Origin of the sequence: Leptolyngbya sp. FACHB-261 (assembly GCF_014696065.1) — a bacterium.
GTDB lineage: Bacteria > Cyanobacteriota > Cyanobacteriia > FACHB-261 > FACHB-261 > FACHB-261.
The window spans coordinates 654,361-675,993 of record NZ_JACJPL010000027.1 but is presented as its reverse complement, the minus strand read 5'-3'; the positions used below and the strand labels follow the sequence as shown (position 1 = coordinate 675,993).

The 21,633-nt window shown below is 52.8% G+C and carries 19 protein-coding genes and 1 tRNA gene; 8 read left to right on the top strand and 12 right to left on the bottom strand.

All coding sequences use genetic code 11. From position 1 onward, the window contains the following. Positions 1-9 precede the first annotated feature (9 nt). Together H6F94_RS22725 and H6F94_RS22720 are read right to left on the bottom strand one after the other, a co-directional pair. Positions 10-735 carry a tetratricopeptide repeat protein gene (locus tag H6F94_RS22725; RefSeq protein WP_190804505.1) on the bottom strand — a complete coding sequence of 242 codons (726 nt, stop codon included), beginning with the start codon at positions 733-735 and terminating at the stop codon, positions 10-12. Between the two features lie 74 nt (positions 736-809). Next, positions 810-3,593, bottom strand: a complete 2,784-nt coding sequence (locus tag H6F94_RS22720; RefSeq protein WP_190804504.1) for a sensor histidine kinase — start codon at positions 3,591-3,593, stop codon at positions 810-812. Positions 3,594-4,257: 664 nt separating this feature from the next. On the opposite strand from H6F94_RS22720, the gene H6F94_RS31785 reads away from it, so the two are divergent. The 3 genes from H6F94_RS31785 (at position 4,258) to H6F94_RS22705 (ending at position 8,564) form a co-directional block, all read left to right on the top strand. Further along, on the top strand, positions 4,258-5,250 hold the full coding sequence (locus tag H6F94_RS31785) for a fasciclin domain-containing protein (RefSeq protein ID WP_199320583.1): 993 nt from the start codon (positions 4,258-4,260) through the stop codon (positions 5,248-5,250). Between the two features lie 296 nt (positions 5,251-5,546). Next, the gene (locus H6F94_RS22710; RefSeq protein ID WP_190804503.1) at positions 5,547-7,370 is read left to right on the top strand and encodes an aspartate kinase; all 1,824 of its coding nucleotides are present in this window, start codon (positions 5,547-5,549) and stop codon (positions 7,368-7,370) included. Positions 7,371-7,796: 426 nt separating this feature from the next. Further along, on the top strand, positions 7,797-8,564 hold the full coding sequence (locus H6F94_RS22705; protein ID WP_190804502.1) for a Uma2 family endonuclease: 768 nt from the start codon (positions 7,797-7,799) through the stop codon (positions 8,562-8,564). Positions 8,565-8,615: 51 nt separating this feature from the next. Here H6F94_RS22705 and H6F94_RS22700 read toward each other — a convergent pair whose 3' ends face one another. The 4 genes from H6F94_RS22700 to H6F94_RS22685 form a co-directional block, all read right to left on the bottom strand. Beyond that, positions 8,616-10,097, bottom strand: coding sequence for a UDP-N-acetylmuramoyl-L-alanyl-D-glutamate--2,6-diaminopimelate ligase (locus H6F94_RS22700; RefSeq protein WP_190804501.1), 1,482 nt, complete (start codon positions 10,095-10,097; stop codon positions 8,616-8,618). Between the two features lie 113 nt (positions 10,098-10,210). Then, positions 10,211-11,383, bottom strand: coding sequence for a hypothetical protein (locus H6F94_RS22695; RefSeq protein WP_190804500.1), 1,173 nt, complete (start codon positions 11,381-11,383; stop codon positions 10,211-10,213). A 97-nt stretch (positions 11,384-11,480) separates the two neighbouring features. Further along, positions 11,481-13,151, bottom strand: coding sequence for a hypothetical protein (locus H6F94_RS22690; protein ID WP_190804499.1), 1,671 nt, complete (start codon positions 13,149-13,151; stop codon positions 11,481-11,483). A gap of 51 nt (positions 13,152-13,202) precedes the next feature. Further along, positions 13,203-14,321: a tocopherol cyclase family protein gene (locus tag H6F94_RS22685; protein WP_190804498.1), complete on the bottom strand. Its 1,119-nt coding sequence runs from the start codon at positions 14,319-14,321 to the stop codon at positions 13,203-13,205. Between the two features lie 121 nt (positions 14,322-14,442). Between H6F94_RS22685 and H6F94_RS22680 the strand changes: the two genes are divergently transcribed. Next, a tRNA-Ala gene (locus H6F94_RS22680) sits at positions 14,443-14,515 on the top strand. Positions 14,516-14,530: 15 nt separating this feature from the next. Here H6F94_RS22680 and H6F94_RS22675 read toward each other — a convergent pair. After that, a complete protein-coding gene (locus H6F94_RS22675) occupies positions 14,531-14,737 on the bottom strand; it encodes a YlcI/YnfO family protein (protein ID WP_190804497.1) in 207 nt (68 codons plus the stop codon). Positions 14,738-15,223: 486 nt separating this feature from the next. Here H6F94_RS22675 and rpaB point away from each other — a divergent pair, with 486 nt between their 5' ends. Both rpaB and H6F94_RS22665 read left to right on the top strand, forming a co-directional pair. Then, the gene (gene rpaB, locus H6F94_RS22670) at positions 15,224-15,961 is read left to right on the top strand and encodes a response regulator transcription factor RpaB (RefSeq protein ID WP_199320582.1); all 738 of its coding nucleotides are present in this window, start codon (positions 15,224-15,226) and stop codon (positions 15,959-15,961) included. A 491-nt stretch (positions 15,962-16,452) separates the two neighbouring features. Continuing rightward, entirely contained in the window at positions 16,453-16,980 is a 528-nt protein-coding gene (locus H6F94_RS22665) for an outer membrane beta-barrel protein (RefSeq protein ID WP_190804495.1), read from the top strand. Positions 16,981-17,087: 107 nt separating this feature from the next. On the opposite strand, the gene H6F94_RS22660 is transcribed toward H6F94_RS22665, so the two are convergent. From H6F94_RS22660 to H6F94_RS33070, 4 genes are all read right to left on the bottom strand, one after another. Next, on the bottom strand, positions 17,088-17,720 hold the full coding sequence (locus tag H6F94_RS22660; protein WP_190804494.1) for a DNA-3-methyladenine glycosylase family protein: 633 nt from the start codon (positions 17,718-17,720) through the stop codon (positions 17,088-17,090). Between the two features lie 54 nt (positions 17,721-17,774). Further along, positions 17,775-18,731 carry an NADPH:quinone reductase gene (locus H6F94_RS22655; RefSeq protein ID WP_190804493.1) on the bottom strand — a complete coding sequence of 319 codons (957 nt, stop codon included), beginning with the start codon at positions 18,729-18,731 and terminating at the stop codon, positions 17,775-17,777. A gap of 214 nt (positions 18,732-18,945) precedes the next feature. Then, positions 18,946-19,146, bottom strand: a complete 201-nt coding sequence (locus H6F94_RS22650) for a hypothetical protein (protein ID WP_190804492.1) — start codon at positions 19,144-19,146, stop codon at positions 18,946-18,948. A gap of 29 nt (positions 19,147-19,175) precedes the next feature. Next, positions 19,176-19,310 carry a hypothetical protein gene (locus tag H6F94_RS33070; protein ID WP_277878144.1) on the bottom strand — a complete coding sequence of 45 codons (135 nt, stop codon included), beginning with the start codon at positions 19,308-19,310 and terminating at the stop codon, positions 19,176-19,178. A 207-nt stretch (positions 19,311-19,517) separates the two neighbouring features. Here H6F94_RS33070 and H6F94_RS22645 point away from each other — a divergent pair, with 207 nt between their 5' ends. After that, positions 19,518-19,949 (top strand): VOC family protein, encoded by a 432-nt coding sequence (locus H6F94_RS22645; RefSeq protein ID WP_190804491.1) that lies wholly within the window; start codon positions 19,518-19,520, stop codon positions 19,947-19,949. A gap of 289 nt (positions 19,950-20,238) precedes the next feature. Here H6F94_RS22645 and H6F94_RS22640 read toward each other — a convergent pair whose 3' ends face one another. Continuing rightward, positions 20,239-20,481, bottom strand: coding sequence for a DUF350 domain-containing protein (locus tag H6F94_RS22640; RefSeq protein WP_242041338.1), 243 nt, complete (start codon positions 20,479-20,481; stop codon positions 20,239-20,241). A gap of 114 nt (positions 20,482-20,595) precedes the next feature. Here H6F94_RS22640 and H6F94_RS22635 point away from each other — a divergent pair, with 114 nt between their 5' ends. Continuing rightward, the gene (locus tag H6F94_RS22635; protein ID WP_190804490.1) at positions 20,596-21,588 is read left to right on the top strand and encodes a hypothetical protein; all 993 of its coding nucleotides are present in this window, start codon (positions 20,596-20,598) and stop codon (positions 21,586-21,588) included. Positions 21,589-21,633: the final 45 nt, after the last annotated feature.

Here is a 21,633-nt window from a genome sequence, read left to right as displayed (position 1 = left end):
AGAGCAAGGCTAATAGAAGGACTGGCCATCGCTAACTACTCGCTTTAGCCGCTGCAAAGTCTTTACAACGCTGGTCCGATTGCTTAGGAGAGCCTCATCGTCTGGTACAAGTTCAAGCCCTTGGTCATAGTTGGCGAGTGCTTCTTCATAACGCTTCAAACTCAATAATGCCAAACCTCGATTATTCCAGACTTGAGCATTGTCTGGCTGGAGTTCTAGGGCTTGGTCGTAGCTGGCTATGGCTTCTTCATAGCGTTCCAGATCGCACAACACATTGCCGTGGTCATCCCATAACTCCGGTGCGCTGTTGCGTAATACTAAGGCTTGGTCGCAGCTAGCTAGTGCTTCTGGGTGACGGCCTAGTACCGATAGCACCTGGCTTCGGTTTCGCCACACCGCCGGATCGCTGGCATCTAGCTCAAGCGCTCGTTCAAAACAAGTCAGGGCTTCTTCGGCGCGTAGCAAAGGAAACTTCAGGATCATTCCCCGCATATTCCAAGCCTGCCAATAATCGGGCTTTAGGATAACGGCTTGGTTTAGCTTAGCGAGGCAAGCTTCAAAGCGTTTCAGGTGCCATAAAGCCAGGCTTTGTTCGTACCAGGCTTCTGGATAGTCAGGTTTTAGAGCGATGGCCTGTTCAAAGCTAGCCAGAGCGGCCTCATATTCCTGCGTTTGCCCCTGAGCGATCCCCTGTTGGTAAAAGAATTCAGCTTGTGATTCAGAATCGTGGCTCATTGATTGCCTATAGAGCGCAGGCCACTCTAATCCTTCAGCGAGTTTGGCCTTTGCCAGGAATACGCCCTTACCTGTCAACTTGCAGCTGAATGACCAAGTGGCAACGCTACGGTGAAGCAAGTTTCCTCAGGAAGGCTTTCAGCCCGAATGCTGCCACCCATTGAGCTAACCAGTTTTTGTACTAGTGCTAAACCGAGACCAGTTCCTCCTTGTCGCCAGGAATCTGCACCTGGAATGCGGTAAAAGCGATCAAAAATAAAGGGTAGCTCGCGTTCAGGAATCTCTACGCCTGTATTACAGACCTGAAACTGCATGAAATCTGAGCCCGCATAGACGGAGACTGTAATGTGTTCTCCCGGCGGTGTGTACTTGCAGGCATTATTCAACAGCTCGCAGAGGATACGCTCCAAGCAAGAGGCATCACAATTGAAAGCTGGTAACTCTGGCGGCAAAGCTAAGTGTAGGGTTTGCTGCCGATTGTGCGCTCGTTCCTGAAAGGAGTGTAACTGTTCTGGCAACCAGCTCTGCAATTGCACCCGCTCCAAATTAAAAGCTTGCATGCCAGCATCCAACCGTTGCAAATCCAGAAGGTCATTGATCAGGCTGATCTCTCGCTCACACTCAGTACTAAGCAGCTGAAGATATTGAGCAATACGATTGGCGGGCTGCGCTGGGACCTCAGATTCGCTCGGTAGTAAACCAGCTTGTTTGAGGACAATTTCAAACATCCGGATGGCCATCCGAATATTGGACATGGGGGTACGCAGCTCGTGGGAGACCGTGCTCAAAAAATCATCCTTGAGCTGATGTAAGCGTTGCAGCTCTAACATCTCGGCTTCGAGTTGTTTGGCCCGCTCTTGAGCTAAGCGATTGGCCTCAGCCTGCTTGCTTGCTGTGATGTCACGGGTGATGCCGAGAATTTGATGAATTTCACCCTGCCCATTCAACAGCGGCACATAGGTGACAATCAGTGTGTGGGTTCCAATAGTCGGCAAGACAATAGTGCATTCAGCGGTTTGAGCGGTTCGGGTTTCGATGGCTCGCTGAAGAGTGGGTAGGTAGTTGTCTGTCACCTCTGGGGGGAAAAGTTCATCGTCGGTATGGCCCAACAGGGATTCCTCAGTATGGCCACTGCGACGAACCCCTTCTGCGTTGACAAATTGCAACCGTCGCTCAGCATCGTAGATGACGAACACATCTGGGAAATTGTCGACTGCCAAGCGAAAGCGCTCTTCATTAATCCGGAGGGCTGCTTCGGCCTGTTTCTGCTCAGTAATGTCAGTGCAAGTGCCAATCCATTCCCGCACCGACCCATCCTTCAAAAGCATGGGCACGGCTCGGACTTTGAGATCGCGATAGCTGCCAACCTGATCTCGGATCCGGTACTCGACTTCGCAAACGTTTTTCTGCTCTAAAGCCCGTGCCCAAATAGTCTGAACTGGCTCCCGGTCATCGGGATGCACAGCGTTCAACCAACCATAGCCTTGAAGCTCTTGCTGACTCTGCCCGGTTAGCTCTTGCCAAGTGGTAGAGGCTGAGAATATCTCTCCCGCAGGGTTAGCTCGCCAAATCACTTGGGCGCTGGCAGCGACTAGGGTGCGATAGCGCTCCTCACTAAGTTGCAAGGCTTCTTCAGCCTGTTTACGCTCGGTGATATCAGTAGTGCTGCCGTAGTAGTAGAGTTTCCCTGCCTCAATAGCTGGTCGCGCAGTGGTTTCAAACCAGCGAGGTCCCCTGTGCAGGGTGTGGAAAAGATAAACCACTCGGTAGGGTTCCCCCTGCTGAATCGCTTGCCAAGCTGTCTGGATTGCCTCTTGTGACTCGCGGTCAGCATCAATATAAGTGTTCCAGATCTGAGGATTTTGCAGGAACTCCTGTTTGGCGATACCGCTGAGTTCGGTCACGATGTCGCTGGCATAGACAAACTCGTAACTATTCGGGGTATTCAGGCAGAACTTCCAGACAAAGTTGGGGAGCATGTTGAAAACTTGATTGATCTCAGCAGCGCTGCGTCTAATGGACTCTTCTGACCGTTTGCGCTCAGTAACATCCAAGGCTACAGATAGAGTTGAGATGAGCTGACCAGACTCGTCTAATAAGGCCGAGTTGTGCCACTCGCAATCAATAACCGAGCCATCCTTGGTATAGTTTCTGTTTAAGGAAATATTGTGTTGCTGTTCGTAGTTCCTTAGGGCTTCCATCGTTCGCTTGACCCTATCGACATCACTGACAAACACAAAGGGCCAATCCCCCACTAATTTGCCAATAACTTCCTCAGCCTGCCAACCAAATAGCACCTCAGCTTGCCGGGACCAACAGGTGATTTGGCAGTTACGGTCTCGCTCAATTACGGCTAGTGGCGAGTTTTCGATATACAAGCTGAGTTTCCGGAGGGCATCGCGCAGGTCTAGCTCCATTTGCTGACGCTTACTGAAGTCGCGCACAATAACCAGGGCTTCATCTTCATCACAACCAACGACACGAACCTCTCGCCAGCAGGGTTTTCCCTCAACGCTGATTTGGTACTCGTATATCTGGGGCGTGCCAGTAGTGAGGGCTTGCGCGATGTGGTGCAGCCGTTCTCTAGCCATCTCTACGGGTAGAACCTCCGCTAACTGGCGGCCAATGCAGTCTCCTTCAATAATCAGTAAGCCGAAGTCCTTGGGAGGGGTGAAGTCTAGAATGGTGCCGTCGCGATGAACGCGGTAGATAAGCTCAGGTATCACGCTCAAGAGTGCTTGTTGCCTAGCTTCGCTTTGGCGCAGAGCTTCTTCAACCTGCTCTAGATGAGCCACCTGCTGACGCAGCCTGGTCAATTCCTCAACCTGTTTGCTGTCTGTCTCTGGCTGGTCTTTCATGCTTGCTCTCCAGCACTCACTGGCTCAATCACTTGCAGGCTAATGCCTAGTTCTAGCTCCAACATTAGGTTAGCTAAAGACTCAGCATCACATCGCATTGTTGGCCCCTAAAGTTGCTCAACGCTAGTTCTAGGAGCTTAGGCTAGTCCCTGAACTAGGAACTGCTGAAAAAAGTACAAATGCTAGAAGGGTTTACAGATTTTTGTAGGAGAGTCCTGAAAGATTGGCAGATTGAGTGAATATAGAGTCTTACATCCACGAAACCCTAATAGAATTCTCAACGAAAGATAGAAATCTAAAATATAGTTAGAAAAGAGAGAACGCGAGAAACTCGGCTTAGATCGTGCAAGTATTAACAAGTTATAAGTCATGAATAATAAAGCAAGCACATTGTCTTGTTGCTTAAGGGATAAAACCTTGAAATGACAAAGTTGAAGGTTTCTTAATTGGCCTTCGCTTGCACAAAAAACTTCTAAGGGATTCCACTCGATTTTGAGGAGATGGCTGCAATATTTAGAAGTGTCAGGCACTTAAATAAGAGCAGCTAAATAAGAGCACCTAATTCACCTCTATCTCAAGAGGTACTTCTATTGATAGAGGACAGGCTTTTGGAGTGTATCTACGGTTAGAGACATTAACACTCCTTCACAAAAACGAACGCATCATGCGAACAAGCTGTTCCCTAAAGTTAGGTCGGAAGTTATCTATCCTCTCTAGTGCCCTTGGCCTGAGCCTCTTCGCTAGCTTGCCCGTACTGGCTCAAACAACCTCCCCTAGCCAAGCTCCTCCTGGCATTAACCAGCCCTCTTCTCCCAGCGAACTGCCCCCTGACGTCGTGCAACCTGTTACTCCGACGCAACCCGGCACTGGCACAACTCCCGGCACGCTGACTCAACCGGGTACTGGCACAACTCAACCCGGCACTGGCACCCAACCGGGCACACTGACCCAGCCGGGGGCTGGCACGACCCAGCCGGGGACGCAAACTCGACCCGGCACTGGCACAACTCAGCCGGGCACAATAATCCAGCCAGGGACTGGCACAACTCAACCCGGCACAGGCACAACTCAACCCGGCACTGGTACGACCCCAGGTATGCAGACCCGACCGGGCACTGGCACAACCCGACCGGGCGCTGGCACTCAACCGGGTACTGGTACTCAACCAGGTACTGGCACGACTCAACCCACAACCCCTCAAGCAACTAACGACCAAACCCTCACCCAACTGCTACTACAAGCGTCTAGTACTGGTTCTTTCCGAACCCTAGCGCGCATTGTGCAGGAAGCTGGCTTGGCCAACGCTCTTCAGTCTCGCGGAGGGAGCTATACGATTTTTGCTCCTACCGACGCAGCATTCGCCGCCTTACCCCAAGGCACCCTCGAACGCCTGCTACAGCCCCGGAACCGACCACTGCTACTACGGATTCTGGCCTACCACGTAGTCCCCGGTCAGGTCACCTCTAGCGAACTGAGAACTGGAGCTGTAACAAGTTTGGCCGGTGGACTGGCGGTTCGAGTCACGCCACAACGGGTTCTGATCAACGATGGCAGTGTCGTTCAGCCAGATATTCAGGCTTCCAATGGCGTCATCCACGCAGTTAGTCGCGTCCTGATCCCTGCCGATATCCGCTCGCGTCTAGCCTCTCTCCGTTAATTCAAACCGCTAATTCAGGTAACTCCTCTTCGCTTCTTTCCGGTAAGTCCTTAAAGCGCAGCCCTTGCAGCGGCCCTGATGGGGTTTTCTACAAGGGCTTGTCAATTCAATTTTCTGGCTAGAACTGCGCTAGCCAGGATTGCTTGTAATTAATTGTCAGTATCCGAGAATATTAAGTTTGCTAAAGCAGAGGGATTCCCCATCAGGCGGGATTCTAGGAGTCTGATAAGTTAAGAGACTGGCTCTTAAGGGGGCTTTCCTCCGGTGAGTGTGAGCTTGCAAGCAGTTTTTATACTATGGCGCTAATTGTTCAGAAGTATGGCGGTAGCTCAGTTGGTTCAGTAGAGCGGATTCAGGCGGTCGCCCGCCGGATCATGACAACCGTCCAGGCAGGACAGGGTAAAAATTCGGTTGTGGTCGTGGTGTCAGCCATGGGTAAGACCACTGACGGCTTGATTAAACTAGCAACCGAAATTACGCCTCAGCCGAACCGTCGTGAGATGGACATGTTGCTCTCGACCGGCGAACAGGTCAGCATCGCTCTTCTGAGCATGGCGCTTCAACATTACGGCCAGGCTGCGATTTCTCTCAACGGAGCGCAAGTTGGCATTGTCACTGAATCGGCTCACACCCGTGCCCGGATTCTGCATATTGAGACTGAGCGGCTAGAACGCCATCTGGGTCAGGGCAAAGTCGTCGTCGTAGCAGGCTTCCAGGGCATCTCCAACAGCGAAGATCTAGAGGTGACCACACTAGGGCGCGGCGGTTCTGACACTTCAGCGGTGGCTTTAGCGGCGGCGTTGAAGGCTGACCTGTGTGAGATCTACACTGATGTGCCTGGCATTCTTACCACCGACCCACGCATCGTCGAAAACGCACGTCTGCTAGATGAGATTACCTGTGATGAAATGCTGGAGCTTGCCAGCTTGGGGGCTAAAGTCCTCCATCCGCGTGCGGTTGAGATTGCCCGAAACTACGGCGTGAAACTAGCGGTGCGCTCTAGCTGGACTGAAGATGCAGGCACGCTGGTGCTGTCGCCACCTCGTCCGCCCCGTCCCTTAGAAGGGCTGGAAATTGCCCGTCCGGTTGATGGCATCAGCATCGATACTGACCAGGCCAAAATCGCTTTGCTGCATGTGCCTGACCGTCCCGGCATCGCTGCCCATTTCTTTGGTGAGCTAGCCAGGACAGGGCTAGATGTCGACCTGATTATCCAGTCAATTCAGGAAGATGAATCGGGCGAACCGCCTGGTCATAACGACATTGCCTTCACGGTGCGGACTGGCCTACTGGCCGAGGCAGAAGCCGTAGCACGGCGCGTGGGCCAAGAACTGGGCTGCTCTGAGGTCACGGTTGACACCCACGTGGCCAAGGTGAGCATCGCAGGCGCTGGCATGATCGGGCGTCCGGGTGTGGCCGCGCAGATGTTTACAACCCTGGCCGCAGCAGGCATCAACCTGCAACTGATTTCAACCTCCGAAGTCAAGGTCAGTTGTATTGTCTCGGTGGACGATGGGCAAAAGGCAATCACTAGCCTTTGCCTGGGCTTTGATGTGGACAATTCTGCAGCCCGCCTGGATGCCAGCACGCCAATTGCGCTAGTAAGTCCTGCACCTGTGCGTGGCGTAGCTTTGGATGTGAATCAGGCACGCTTAGCGATTCGGCAAGTTCCTGACCGCCCTGGTATGGCTGCCCATCTGTTCCAAACCCTGGCGAAGCAGGGGGTCAGCGTGGACATGATCATCCAGTCGCAGCGGGGCAAGGTTGTGAATGGTGTGATGACCAATGACATCGCCTTCACAGTGTCTCAGGTAGATGCCGAAGCAGCCCGAACGGCTCTAGAAGAGGTCGCTCGGGAACTCGGTTGCGGCTCTGTGGTCCTGGATAAAGGCATTGCCAAGGTCAGCATCGTCGGCACCGGCATGGTGGGGCAACCGGGTGTGGCAGCTCGAATGTTCGCTGCTTTGGCCCAAGAGCAAATCAACATCGAGATGATTGCTACCTCAGAAATCAAAGTTAGCTGTGTTGTGGCGGAGGATGAGGGGCCACGGGCGCTACGAGCGATTCACACAGCGTTTGAACTGGCAGGCAGCGTGCCGGTCAGTGTGGCTAAACCCTAATTTCTAGCTACCTGATTTTGACACTTTAGTGTTTGGTAGTTGGATCGGCATAACCCGGCAGAGTTAGATGAGCTAGCTCTGCCGGGTTTGAGCTTACTGCGTATGTTAAGAATAAACGCCTAAGTATGAAAGCTTGACTATTAAAAACCTTGGCTGAATTGCAGTTTCACCCTGGTCTCAGAACTGTAGCCTTGAGTATTGGTTGCTGCTGCTTGCAGATTGCTCAGGAATAGCTGCGGTGGATCTTCAATACGGCAGTAAAGCAAAGTTTCACTGTAATTAACTGCTTTGTCTCTGCGTTCACATGCCTTGCTTAAGAATGCAGCACTTATCATGCAGAACTGAGCTTTGTTGCGTCTGAACTGAAAGACCCTGAGTTATACCATTACTAAGTCAGTGAGTTATCTCGCGATAGGGCGTCAGAGCATGGTCGTGACTCCGGGTCATTCAGTCGGACAGCCGCTTGCACAACAGGCCGCACTCACCATCACCTGGGAGAAACTGCCAGAAGATTTTCCCTTAGAAGAAGAACCTGTGGAGAATACCGGTCAACCTTTGATCGCAGGGGCATTGCGAGAAGCTTTGGAACTGGCAGGATACATCAAGCCAGAAATGCTAATCGCCTCTAATTTTGGCCTGTGCTCTACAGTCAATGGCAACTTAGTAATCAAGGCACCCGATTGGGTTTATGTTGCCTCTGTGCTGCCCCTCACGGCCCACAAAGACCGACGCAGCTACACTCCCAACCTGGAGGGAGAGAGCCCTAAAGTGGTCATGGAATTTCTGTCAGAAACGGAGGGGGGAGAGTACTCTGTCAAGCGAACTTTTCCACTGGGCAAGTGGTTCTTCTACGAGCAAATTCTGCAAGTCCCAACCTATGCCATCTTTGACCCGGCCACTGGTTTGCTGGAGGTTTATCGGCTGCAAGCCGGACGCTACGAACCACAAACCGCTGATGCTGAAGGCCGTTATTGGCTTGCAGAAATGGAGCTGTTTTTGGGAGTTTGGCAAGGCCAGAAGGAGGAGCGAACCGGCTACTGGTTGCGCTGGTGGGACGAGGCTGGCAACTTGCTGCTCTGGGCTGTAGAGCAAGTAGGTCAGGAGCGCCAGCGAGTCGAGCAAGAGCGCCAACGCGCCGAGCGTTTGGCAGAATATCTGCGGGCTCAAGGTATTAATCCTGATGAACTTGACTAGCTGGTATTTAGCTAAGACTTAGCTGAGCCTTATAGGCTTGATCTTTGTGCTCTATGTCTGAGCTGCTTGCCGCTCCAGCAGCACGGCACGAGCTTCTTCGCGATCATCGAAATGAATTTTGGTAGTGCCCAAAATTTGATAGTCCTCGTGGCCTTTACCAGCAATGAGCACCCCATCTCCTGGCCGAGCCGATTGAATGGCCTGCGCAATCGCTTGACGCCGATCGACCTCCACCACGGGGTCTACAGACGCTGGAATGCCTGCCAGGATGTCTTGCAAAATGCCTTGAGGGTCTTCGGTGCGAGGATTGTCAGATGTGACATAAACGCGGTCGCTCAGCCGAGCTGCAATCTCGCCCATGCGGGGGCGCTTGGTTCGGTCCCGGTCACCGCCACAGCCAAAGACACAGATCAACTCACCAGCAATGAACGGCCGAGTCGAGCGCAGCACATTCTCTAAGCTGTCAGGCGTGTGGGCGTAATCGACAATCACGCTGATGTCCTGACCCTCAACCTGTACCCGTTCTACCCGTCCTGGCACACCCCCGAAGTTTGGCAGGGTTTGGGCAATCGTTTCTAAGCTAACGCCCAAGTGCAGAGCGGCTCCCACTGCGGCCAAGACATTGGCGACATTGAACTCACCGACCAAGGGGGAGTGCAGGGTAGTAGAGCCCATTGGGGTGTGTAGGGTGCCGGTGACTCCAGCTGAGCTATAGGTCAGTTGCTCAGTCCAGAGGTCAGCTTGGCGGTTGTGAGTACTGTAAGTCCAGCAGCGCTCGGCTGGAATTTGGGCTAGCAGTTTAGCCCCATAGGGATCGTCCAGGTTTACGATGGCGCGACCTTTGAGGTAATCAGGCCCGAATAGCAATGCTTTGGCTTGGAAATAGTCTTCCAGATCGCGGTGGTAGTCCAGGTGGTCTTGCGTGAGATTGGTGAACACAGCCACCTCGAAAGGGCACTCGCGCACTCGCCCCTGAGCCAAGGCGTGAGAACTAACTTCCAGAACGGCATAGCGACTACCTGCAGCTAGGGCTTCTGCCAGTTGTGCCTGTAGCTCAATGGCAAAGGGCGTGGTGTGAGCGGCTGCATGCGCTTCAACTCCGGGCCAACGGGCATACAGAGTTCCTAGCAGAGCCGTCGGTTGGCCAGTGGCTTGCAGCAGCGCCTCGATCAGATGGGTGGTCGTAGTCTTGCCGTTGGTGCCGGTGACCCCTGCCAGCTTGAGCTGTTGGGCGGGATAGCCATAGAAAGCTGCTGCCAAACGAGCGCAAACGCTCACCAAGTCATCGACCTGCAAGACCGGAGCCTTGGCGTCTGGGCTAACCTGGGGCGACACCAATGCCGCAACAGCACCGTTCGCCAAGGCTTTGGGCCAGAAGCTTCCACCATCAACTTGGGTGCCAGGCAGACCGATGAACAGGTCTCCAGGCTTACAAGCGCGGGAATCGCTGCTGAGGCCGGTAATGTCAGCTGTCAGGGGCAGATTCACTGCAGCCTTCACTCCAGCAGCGTCCAGCAGTTGGCGTAGATTCATCTGGGCAGCTCCACACACCTTGTTGACTTGTCTTTTGAGTTGTCCCAATTGTGCCGGATGCTTGCTCAGACTGTTGTCCCAATCAGACTGGATTTTAGGACCTCGCGTTGGGCTTAGCGGTCGGCGCGATCGGTAGAGGGGCTATCGGGTTTGCGACCGGTATTGCGCACATTGACCACGCGGCCCAGTAACTCAAACCAGAAAGGCGCCCCCTGAGAGGCAGCGAAGCCAGTAATCAGCCAACCCAGAAATTTGTAAAGCCAACCCCGCGGTGCTGTGGGCACCCGTGGGTCTGGGCTGACAGAGCCTTCATTGGGCCAACCTAGCGGCAGGTCCAGGGCTTGCAACTCTTGAAGCTGAGCTTCTGCGGTTTCAGGCGTAGTGGTAGGCAAATTAACCTCTTGCTGGGCTCGGGCGATCACTTCGGCTCGCAGAGTGGGTTGCCGCCAGAGTTGGAAGGTGATCGCTAAGCTATCAAGGTTGAACAGCACACTGAGAACCAGGCCAATCAGAAACGTCAACCAGCGCATATTGCGTTTATAACGGCCGGACAAGCGCTGCATGAAGGCGTCGTACCACTGTTCAATTTCAGCCTGGAAGTTGGCCAAAACTATCGGCGCACTTGTGCCTCGGCCTGCCATCAGCTTGTCAAATTCAGCTTGTAAATAGGGATTGTCTTTGAGCAGGGTGAGCAGAGGATTGACTTGCTCTGCATCAGAATTGGTAGGGTTAGTGCTGGGGGTTTGGGCTAATACTGTGGCCGAAGGACTGGCAGCGGCGGCACTTTTTTGATCCACCGTGCTCAGCATATCTTCAAGCGCTCTTCTCAGCGGATTATTAGGATCTAATTTGTTAATTCGGACGAACTCATTGAGGGCCACAGCAATATTTTGGGCCTCGGTTGAAAGCGTTTCTCGCTGTTGATTTAGCAGTTTGAGCTGATCGAGCAGGGCAACAGCGAAATCTTTGGCTGGAATATAAGAGGGTGGGCGTAGGTCGCCAGTACTAGCTGGTTGACGCAGCACATTAAACCGCGCCAATGCCCTGGTCAAAACGCCTTTAGGGGTAAACAGGCTTCGAATCAGGGGGTGTTGGTAGAGTTGAGCCGTGAGTCTAGACGTGCCTGCATTGCGGTCGAGAAGCTGTTGAATGCCTCGCCGTAAGTCTTGAGCACGATAATCGAACAGGCTTGAGATGCCCTCGGCAATTTGTGAGGTAAACAGGCTAACGACTAAATAGAAAAAGAACAGGCCAATTGCAACCTCAAGCACTGTCGAACTGAACACGGTTTTTCCTGCACTACCAAAGAATCGCCTCTATCCTAGAGCGTAGGTTCCAATTTCATTCCAGTTTTGAAGGTTGAGAGACGCTAATTTTTAATTTTTAAGATTTAGTTTTGGGCGCAGCCCCACGAATGGTCGCTGCAGAAACTAAGGCCAAGTCCCCATCGGCCAAGGTCGGTTGCTGCTGAGCCAGCTTTTTCAAGAGTGGCTGGGGATGTTGTGCTTGTAGGCGATAAGCCTGGCTGCGGAAGGGCTCGGCAAGAATGCCGGGACGCTTGGCCTGGTAGCTGTGCTGATAAACAACAAAAAAGTCAATGCCGTACTTGTCTATAAAATTGCGCAATAGGGTCGGCGAGTCCGTATAGAAGGCATCAAGGGTGTCATTCAAGCGCATTTGCATTTTCTGGCCGTAGGCCGGGTGCCAAGCCAGGGCATGAATGCTGGAGGCCAATACGCTTAAGCCCGTAAACATGGGCAGGCTGTCTGCATCTCGCGGAAAAGCCGCTAGGAGCGTATCAGATGGCTGACGCTGCAAAAAGCCATAGATCTCAGGATGGTTCCCTCGTTCTAACTGCACGGGGGTGAGCGGTACCTGGAGTAGAAGTAGAGGCACCACCAGTCCTACCACGACCGCGCCGCGAACTAGCTTGAGCCTTGCGCCCAGCCAATCACAGAAAGCTACCAGGGCAGCACCTCCCAGTAAACAAAGCAGCAACGGCAACGAAAACCGCACAAATCGGTTGGGCAGGTACAGCTTAAAGAGCAGCGCGTAGGCTAGCAAAAACCAGCCGAACGAAGCCAGAGCAACGCAGGTTAACAGCCGTACACCGACTGCGTTAAGCCGAGGGCGCTGCCTAAATAGCCATAGACAGGCAGGCAATACCAATACCAGCGGATAGAGCGCCATCAGCCCAAAGCCACTACGCTTGCTAATCAGATATTGATAAATCGGGTTCGCCACGAAAAACTCGTTGCGTCCCCCTGGCCCAAAGGCGGGACTCTGCATAGCAGCGGCTTTGGTAATCGCCGGACCAAAGGGGCTGCTGCCCAAGACCTCCGGCAACAAGATGCCCCCAACTGCTACCAAGCACAAGCCTAAAACGCGCCAGCTCTTGTTGTTAGCGGTGCTGGATCCAGACATGCTGAGACTGAGGCCGGGAAGCCTCTCCAGACCCAAAACGCCCAAAGACAGCAGAGCCGCTGTGGGATAGAACAGGGCTTGCAGCAGCACGCTTAGGAATACTTGTCGGCTTTTGGCTTTGAGCAAGGCCCACAGAAACCACAAAAACAGCGGATAGAAAAACGAACGGGCTACCCCAGCAAAGACATCGTCGGTATAGCTCATCTGCAGTGTGAACAGGGCCGAGGCCGCAAAGGCCACTGGACGGCTTTTGAAGAGTTGCTCTGCCAGCGTGAACATCCCTACTACCGCTGCCAGGGCCAGCAGCGTCGGCAGAATCTTGTTCCAGGTCAGTGGATTGATGAGCGGGCTGAGCCAACGGTAGATAGCTAAAAAACCAGGCGTGGCTTGGCTGGCGTAGTAATCGGCAATCAGGTCGTGAGGAAAGCGCTCTGGTTCCAGAAAGCGGCGCATCCAAAAAATATGCTCCCGCGCATCATCAATGGCCGTGTAGGGCTGGCTCAGCAAAACCCAAACCATGCGCACCCCAAAGGCCAATTGCAAGGCCAAAGCTGCCCAGAAATAACCACTGCGCGTCAATGGCACTGGTTCACTCCTCTGCCAACGCCCTGAAATTAGTGTCTGTGCCATGCCCTCTCCTCTACCCAGTTCCAGAGTGTACAGCCCTTGCCAGCCATCGCTTCAACATTCGAAATGCCAGGGACCGTCCCAGGGGCCACCGCCGGTCTCCAACCCACCCTGATCGCTTCGGGCCTGCACCACCGTCTGCCAACCCAGCCCTGAACGCGCTTCCAGCAGGATCTCGACCTGACCGTACATCGTGTCTCGGCAACAAAAGACTAAGCCTCGCTCGGTGGGAGCCCGTAGCGCTGTCCCTGGCCTCTGGCTCGAGCCGATTAAGCGTACTCGGTGAAACCGGTTCTCGGCAGTCACCTGCCAGTGACCCCAGGGTTGGATGTCGCAGACCACTCGGTCTCCTGGCATGAAGCTGTAGAACTTGCCTTCGTAGTGAATGCCCACCATCGCTACTGATTCAAGGACCTGTACAGGTGGGATGCCAAAGCCGCGCAAGCCGCCACCCGAAGTCAGAGCCAAGTTGGGCTCAGCCGTGAAGCCGTTGCAATTGAGCCAGAACCATTTTTGCGGGAAAGCTCCACCCCAGTTTTTCTCGCCGTAGGCCGGAGCCTGACGGAACTCGTAGCGCTGACCCCGCCATTCGATCCAGCCTTCGGCCCAGCCGTGGGCCATCAATACTTGCCAGCCCGGTTCGAACACAGGCAAGTACGAGAGCCAGCCCATGGTCGCCTGACTAGGTTGATCGGCATTGCCCCAGCCATATACCGGCTGAATGCGGTAGCACCAGCGGGTTACCTCGCCAGTGCCTGGATCGCGGAGGATACCTTGATGCAGAGTGTCGGTTGCCTGATAACCCTCGCTCACCTGTTGCTCGAACACTTCGGGGTCTAGCAAGCGAGGCGTGCCCACTACCTTGCTTCCCCAATGCCCTAATCCCAGACTATGTTCCGTAGCCCAGAAACGCGTCAAACCGGGAAAGGTGCGCCAGAGATAGACATCTTCAGGCCCCAAAATCTGGGCAGCGCCGCCGCTGTGTGGGCTGTTGCCAATAGGATCCTCAATTGAGTACATGAAGGCAAAAGTTGGCCCTACCTCAGTGGCTGTTGAAGGGAGAGTCACGCGGTAGTACCAACCCTCAAAAAACCGGCCTGGCTGGTGGTTCCAGTGGTAGCCATTGTGGGGAGTTGGCACGGGGTTCGCTGGGGATTCAGACTTTGGAGGCATAGAAGTTAGAAGCTTTTTAACAAAGCTTAAGAGAAAGCGCCGAGAATGCTCGGTTTGAATCCCTGCTTTCTCAGGAGACTTGAGCCAGGGAAATAAATCGTGATAACTTAAATAATAATTCGGGGAGTTAGCTCAGTTGGTAGAGCGCTGCGATCGCACCGCAGAGGTCAGGGGTTCGAATCCCCTATTCTCCATTGCATTTGTTGTTTTTACTTCACCTGTTTTGTGATTTCTTCTAAGTCAGAGAGGCGCTTCTCGATCAAGGTTAATCGGTCGGGACAAGGATGAATTTCTAGATACTTTTCCAACGCAGCAATCACAATTTCGGAGCGTGACTGCCCAGTTGCTTGCATGCGTTCAATAATAGCTTGATGAAGTTCTGGAGGAATTCGCACTCCAATAAACGGGTTTGCCATGCCATCGTCATCAGCTTGATAACAAGTCGGTAAGGATAATAACGTTCATTGAGCAAGATCCATAAAATGCGAGAGCAAAATTAATAGAGCTCGAAGTGATGGCTCATGGAACTTGAGAGATGAGTTAGCAGCTCGATGGAGGGTGAGGGCTGTAGGTTGGCACAAAGCCAGGCTCGTGGAGCAGTACCAGCCCGCCTCAGGAGCTTGCCAGGCTATCTCCTTGGCCCGTCTTCAACTTCTCAATTCCGTGTCACTTCAGGGACTAAAATGACCTGAGGAGTGATTCTTGACAAGGATGCTGAGTTGTTGTAGGTGGTGTTTTTCAAGTCTCTTCAGCTTTGACTTGTTTCTTTGAAAACGTATGTTATCATTTTGATAACAATTATTAATTGTTGATCAACTTCTCTAATTTTAAGTCTGTAGGTAAGCTCATCAAGAGCTTACCCTGGAGCACTTTCTAAGATTCAGCAAGGAGTGCGGGGAAACTTGGAGAATCTCAAGAGAAAGATATTAGTCGTCGATGACGAAGACAACATTCGTCACATCTTAAAAGTACGTCTTTCGATGGCAGGTTACACTGTCGCCACTGCCGCTGATGGCCAAGAAGCTTTAACCAGCTTCCGTCGTGAATCTCCTGATCTGGTTGTTCTCGATGTCATGATGCCTGGGCTGGACGGTTATGGCGTTTGTCGCGAATTGCGCAAGGAATCCGACATTCCCATCATTATGCTCACGGCTTTGGGCAGCATAGCCGACCGCATTATGGGGTTGGAGTTGGGGGCTGACGACTATATTGCCAAGCCCTTTTCGCCTAAAGAGCTCGAGGCCCGCATCGGCTGTATCCTGCGCCGTGTTAAACGGGACAATTCCACCAGTCTGCTGGGTTCAGGCGTAATTCAGGTCGGCAAACTGCGCATTGATAACGACAAGCGGCAGGTTCACAGAGGAGATGAGCGTATCCGCTTGACGGACATGGAGTTCGGATTGTTAGAGCTGTTGCTCAGTCGTGCGGGCAAACCTGTTTCGCGCGCTGACATCCTGCACGAAGTCTGGGGTTACACGCCCAGGTGTCAGGCAGATACCAGGGTTGTCGATGTGCATGTCTCCCGCCTGCGCGCCAAGATCGAGGAGAATCCCAAGAACCCAGAGTTCATCATCACTGCCCGAGGTCTGGGCTACCTGTCCCAGCGCTTAGCCGATTACGATCAGGCAGTCAGCGCTTAACTGTCCCTCTTCGGCCCCTCCTTAGAGTTAACTGCCCCTCAACTCGCCTTCCCTTTCTCCTCTCTTTCGTATAGAGGTTTAGGGAAGGCGTTTTTTGTTAAAGGCTGTTTCAGAGGAGTGATTGTGTGCCGCGCTTTTTGATGCTGTCTGCGCCAATGGTCAGTCTTGGAACTGTCCTTACTTGATGCTAACCTCCGAAATTAAGTCGCTACATTCAAGAAGTAGCAGATCAAAGATTTCTGCTCGCTATCTCTACTCCCTAAGCCTTAGCTCTGTGTTCTAAGGCTACGGTTTTCTTTCTGCCGAAAGTAACAGAAAGGTATACCTGATTCGCCTGTCAAACAAGTTCTCTGAATTTCTGAAAAAATATTCAATAACGGGAACTTACGGGGGAAGCTAACGACTTAGAGATATAGAGATAGAAAATTCCCGAGACTTGCAAGAGCCAAATTCTTGGGTAAGAAACGAAATTAAATGTGGAGATGAACATCATGCGCTCATTCAAACTTGCTGCTTGCTTGTCAGTTCTCGCCTTGGGTCTAACCACGCTAACGACTCAGGCTGCCTCTGCCCAGCCAGCACCCACCGCCAGCACTCCTGGCAGTTACATTGGCGGTGGCTTTACAGGCGGTGTAACCAGTGGTGGTGGCAATGGCGAAGCCGCTAACATCGGTGGCAACATCACAGGCCGCTATCGCTTTAGTCAAGCCCCTGTCTCACTACGTACCTCCGTGCTCCTCAGCAACGGCAGCCCGGTAGTCGTGCCCACCGTTTCCTATGACTTAGCGCTAGGACAACGCACAAACGTCTACCTGGGCGCAGGTGCTTCTGTGGTGACGGGCGATTCTGACCGCTCCTCGCCTCTAGGCAACCAAACCGCTTTCGCACTCCAACCCGGTGTGGAAGTCAGCCTCAACCGCAACCTGGTCTGGTTTGGCAATGGCGTAGTTGCCTTTAATGCCTACGAGAGTGGTGGTACCGCAGCGAGTCTGCAAACCGGTGTTGGCCTACAGTTCTAGTGCCCTCCTAGAACCCTCTAAGCCTTAGGCTCAAACCAACGGTAGGGGCTGGACCGATCCCCCAGCTCTTCCGACCAAAGGCTTAACCATGAAGCAGAGCTAGCCCTTCAAGAAGCGCTTTGAGGGGTTAGCTCTAGGCTTCGCCACACATACCAGGAAGCGATGCTGCGATAGGGTTGCCAGCGCTGCCCAAGCCGTTCTACGGTTTTGCGGTCTGGCAATTCTGGCAAGCCGTATAGCTTGCGAATTCCAGACCGCACCCCAAGATCATCAACCGGCAATACATCAGGCCGGTGTAGCCGAAAGATCAACATCATTTGTACCGTCCAACGGCCAATTCCCTTAACCTGCGTCAGGGTTTGAATGATTGCCTCGTCATCCAAAGTTTCTAATTCGGCGAGCGTGGGCAGGCCTGCCAAAATCTTCTCGGCCAGATCTTTCAAATAGCGAATTTTAGGCCGAGAAACGCCAGCAGTGCGTAGATCCTCGTCTGGAGTATTCAACAGATCAGTTGCCGAAGGAAAAGGCTGGTTAGGATACAGCAGCAAAAAGCGACGATGGATCGCTGCTGCCGCTTTGCCAGAGAGTTGCTGATAGAGAATCGAGCGGGCCAATGAGGCTAGCAAATCATGCTCCTGATCAGATTCATGAACCAACTGGCAAGGTCCAACTTGTTCAATCACCTGTCCCAAAATTGGGTCAGCTTGTTTGAGGAAATCAACGGCAACTGCGTACTGCACAAATTCACTCAACTTAAGTTTTGTCCAACCGCATTACTTAGTAACTGGCCTAGTTTAGGGAATCAAAACTATCTTGCCGTATGCGCCAGCTTCTAGGACCGCTTGATGGGCGCGAGGCGCTTCTGCCAAAGGAATTTCTTGTCTAACAATCGGGCGCAGCGTACCGTTTTCTAAGCCAACTGCTAGAGCGGCATAGAGACTGGCAAACTCCCGCTCAGATGCATTGAACAAGCTCATGCCCAAGATGCTGGCATCGCGACTCATGGCTGCTCTTGGGTCGATTTCGATGCGACCTCGGTTGCCAATCACCACAACCCTGCCGCCGGGAGCCAGCAATCCCAAGTCCTTGTCCAGGTTGACATTGGCCAGCATTTCCAGAATGACATCTACGCCCCGCTGCTCCGTCAAGGCCAACACCTGCTCCAGGTAGGTTGGGTCGTGGTGATCCAAGACCTGTTGGGCTCCCTGCTCGGTCACTAATCGCCGTCCCTGCTCACTGCCACCTGTGCCAATAACGGTGAGACCCGCAGCGCGGGCAAGCTGTACCGCTGCAATGCCAACGCCACCACTAGCTCCATGCACCAACACCACCTCGCCTGGAACAGCTTTGGCGCGTTGAAACAGAGCCCGATAAGCAGTGGCGTAAGGGACATTGATGGCTGCCCCCTGGGCGAAGGAAAGCTGACTGGGTAATCGGTGGACCTGAGCTTGGTCGCAGAGAGTGAGTTCTGCATAAGCGCCGCTGAGAGTTTTGGCTGTGTAAACTCGGTCGCCCGTACTCAGGCGGCTCACTGCACCTACCGCTTCGATCACACCTGCTGCATCTGTACCAGGCGTGTAAGGAAGCTTGGTGCTGTAGTTAATACCAGAACGAATGTAGGTATCAACCGGGTTGACCCCAATGGCATGAACTCGCACAACAACTTGACCTGGACCCGGTTGCAGATCGGGAACGTCTTCTAATTGCAGAACCTCTGGTCCGCCAAACTCTCGCACCCGGATTGCTTTCATGTCGATTGGCAGTAGGTAACGCTGGAATCAAGCGTAGTGTAGCAACCAGCTCACAATTTTAGATGTCTTTCAGTATGTATTTGCAATTGCTTTGGAAGCGCGTACTTTAGAATTGCAAACTTCATGATCAATCCTGAAGACCCTGAATTCTAGTTGGCTCTGTCTAGACTTTAGAGCTTGACTTTAGAGCTTGGTTTCACAATCTCAAAGAGTGCTAGATACTGGCAAATTCGTAGGCTAGTTCATTTACTGCTTTGAGTAGGCTTTTGAGTTGATTGCCCTGCCTGAGCTTATCAATTAACTCACTTAAACGCAGTCGAAACACTTCAGCTTGTTCTGCCTTCAACACTTGCACTATTGCCCCACCAGGACAAAGCAAGGCAATGCTCTGGTCTGGGTATGATTCGAAAAACATACAGTCATTGGCAAAATCTTCAAAGTCTTCTAGATCTTTAAATTCTTTTTTGATCGTCCTGGCTCCAGTTCAACCTGGGCTAATTCTGCTTCGCTCAATTGAGTTTGCAATTCTCGCTTGAGCTGAGCGAGCGCTTCTTCAAGGGGGTCTGCTGCTTTGACCACAGTGATTGGCTCCTAAACTGGTGGGTTGAGGGGATGTGGATTGAGGTGGGAGTTGGGTCGTGCATTGATTTCTGTCCCTAGCGTACTCAGTTCCCAGTGGCAGCGGGAAAGACCTAAAAGTTGCGTCTCCTGACAGACCACGCGCAAAAGCAGAGCAGGCACAGTGGGTTGTAGGAGCAACAAACCCCTTTAAAAGGAGCCTTTGTAATGTCTGATCTGGGCCTGACCCATGTGGCGATACCGGTCACCAATCTCGATGCCACCATTGATTTCTATGCAAGATATGCGCGGATGCAGGTCGTTCACCGACGCAAAGAGGAAACCGGTGATGAAGTGGCCTGGATTACCGACCAGACCCGTCCCTTCGTGATTGTGCTGCTGCAAAAACCTGAAGTTGAACATCAAATCCTACCGCCTGCCCATCTAGGTGTGGCCTGCGAAAGCCGGGAAGCAGTGGATCGGCTCTGTGAACAAGCTCGTCAGGAGGGTTGCCTGCGCGATGGACCTGCCGATGCCGGCGCACCGATTGGCTACTGGGCCTTCGTCGCCGACCCAGATGGCCATACCCTGGAACTGACCTTTGGACAGGAAGTTACCTTTACCGTTGAGCACGCTGAAGCGGCGCAAGCTTCGGCGTAGTTGGGTGCATCGAACTTGAATCGGGCCATTTAGATTGGGCGACAGTGAGAGCAGGAATTAAACTGAGCAGCTAACTATTGACTGGTTTGACTGTTGGCTGGCTCAATCCTCGATCCTGTTAGCCCAATTTTCAGCCTATTGAATTCAAAGAAATTCAAAGAATAGAAATTCAAAGAACCGCAGCAAACTTAATGGAGTTTGCCTTTGATTACTTTGGCATGGGATTTTTTTGAGTAGAGTGTTTTTTGAGGGTGGCTACTTCCTTAGAGACTGCCTCAACTCAACTGTCTCAACTCAAAATTACCGCAATTACAATGGCGGCTAAACCTGTGATCAGGGCAGCCATGATGATGCCAGCGGCAAGATTACCTTTGCGGATCTCTTCACGGTAATCGATGGGGTCAATGAGGTCAAACAGGCGCACCCCACCATACAGCAACAGAATGCCAATCACGGTCCAGCCGATCGTCTCAGAAACTTTTTGTAACGTTGGCAAAATCATGGTGTTGGCTTCCAATTCTTCTGTAGTCAAGCCATGATTAGGCGTTAACCAGGCACTTTGTCAAGTCTGAAAACAAGAGGCTAAACAGCTAATATAGGCTGGCTAGATTGATAGGAATCTGAGTCGCTAGCTGCGAGAAGGGCCATGAGCATCGACGTCCAAACTCAGCGCACCGGGCGCTTTATTGACCTGTGGCCCCATATTGCGCTGGTGGTGACTGTGCTGGTGCTTCTAGCCTTGCTAATTTCTGGTTCCTTTGCCAAAACCCTGGTGTCAACGCAGGTGCAGGTGAGCGAGGGCGAACCCGCTAGGCTGCAACCTCTGGTCCTTCAAAGGGCAACTCTGGGAGCGTTGCGCATTGAGGTAAAGGCCGTTTTGCCGAGCAACCAGTGGGTAACTTACGAAATTCAGTTACAAGATTCTCAGGGCAAGGTTCTGGCTAGTGGCCTCAAGCAAGCTTGGAGTGAGTCAGGCACCTGGCAGGAGGAGGGCGAGTCGGGTAGCTGGCAAGAAGACGACCTATGGGGCGGGCTGGATGTACGCAGCGCTCAATCAGAAACTGTCAGCATTGTGGTTGATGTCCTTGAATATGGCGATACGGCAGGACAGGAACTCGACCAGCCCGTGCCGTTTGAGATCACAGTGCGCAACGGCGTTGTTGATGGCCGTTACTTATGGGCTGGATTGTTGGGCTCTGGCAGTCTAGCGGCATTAGCTTACCTGAGTGTCCTCGGTTCAGGTAAGGGCGTTATTGCCAAGACGATGCCTTTCAGCGACATTGGTGAACGGGCAGTGGTAGGTGGCCCTAACAATTTGGTGAAGGTTGTAGTTGCAATTGCTGCTGATGACACGGCTCCTCAACGATTGCAAGTGGCGCTGGTCGTAAGCAATCGTAATGGCGATCCGGTGCATCAGCAAACTGACTGGGTGCGGTTGCGCTTTCACCGCAATGACAAAGGCACCGTCGAGAAGGCAACGGCTCAGTTTGAAACCTTGCTGATGCTAGAACCACGCAGTTCCTATCGGTTTGCGGTCGAGGTCACACCCGATGCCTCTGTGGACTCCACCTGCTTGCGGGTGAGTGAGGGGGCTCGCACGCTGAGAAATGTTGAGGTTAGTCAGGTTCGCTGGACCTAAGCGGGAAGACTCTACAACTAACCCGGCTGTTCACGCGGCTACCTG

Coding starts and splice junctions, on each gene's coding strand:
- H6F94_RS22690 (WP_190804499.1), bottom strand. CDS start 13,151: ATGGCACAGACACTAATTTCAGGGCGTTGGCAGAGGAGTGAACCAGTG.
- H6F94_RS22700 (WP_190804501.1), bottom strand. CDS start 10,097: ATGAATCTACGCCAACTGCTGGACGCTGCTGGAGTGAAGGCTGCAGTG.
- H6F94_RS22650 (WP_190804492.1), bottom strand. CDS start 19,146: ATGTTTTTCGAATCATACCCAGACCAGAGCATTGCCTTGCTTTGTCCT.
- H6F94_RS22710 (WP_190804503.1), top strand. CDS start 5,547: ATGGCGCTAATTGTTCAGAAGTATGGCGGTAGCTCAGTTGGTTCAGTA.
- H6F94_RS31785 (WP_199320583.1), top strand. CDS start 4,258: ATGCGAACAAGCTGTTCCCTAAAGTTAGGTCGGAAGTTATCTATCCTC.
- H6F94_RS22705 (WP_190804502.1), top strand. CDS start 7,797: ATGGTCGTGACTCCGGGTCATTCAGTCGGACAGCCGCTTGCACAACAG.
- H6F94_RS22635 (WP_190804490.1), top strand. CDS start 20,596: ATGAGCATCGACGTCCAAACTCAGCGCACCGGGCGCTTTATTGACCTG.
- H6F94_RS22685 (WP_190804498.1), bottom strand. CDS start 14,321: ATGCCTCCAAAGTCTGAATCCCCAGCGAACCCCGTGCCAACTCCCCAC.
- H6F94_RS22645 (WP_190804491.1), top strand. CDS start 19,518: ATGTCTGATCTGGGCCTGACCCATGTGGCGATACCGGTCACCAATCTC.
- H6F94_RS22720 (WP_190804504.1), bottom strand. CDS start 3,593: ATGAAAGACCAGCCAGAGACAGACAGCAAACAGGTTGAGGAATTGACC.
- H6F94_RS22665 (WP_190804495.1), top strand. CDS start 16,453: ATGCGCTCATTCAAACTTGCTGCTTGCTTGTCAGTTCTCGCCTTGGGT.
- H6F94_RS22655 (WP_190804493.1), bottom strand. CDS start 18,731: ATGAAAGCAATCCGGGTGCGAGAGTTTGGCGGACCAGAGGTTCTGCAA.
- H6F94_RS22725 (WP_190804505.1), bottom strand. CDS start 735: ATGAGCCACGATTCTGAATCACAAGCTGAATTCTTTTACCAACAGGGG.
- H6F94_RS22675 (WP_190804497.1), bottom strand. CDS start 14,737: ATGGCAAACCCGTTTATTGGAGTGCGAATTCCTCCAGAACTTCATCAA.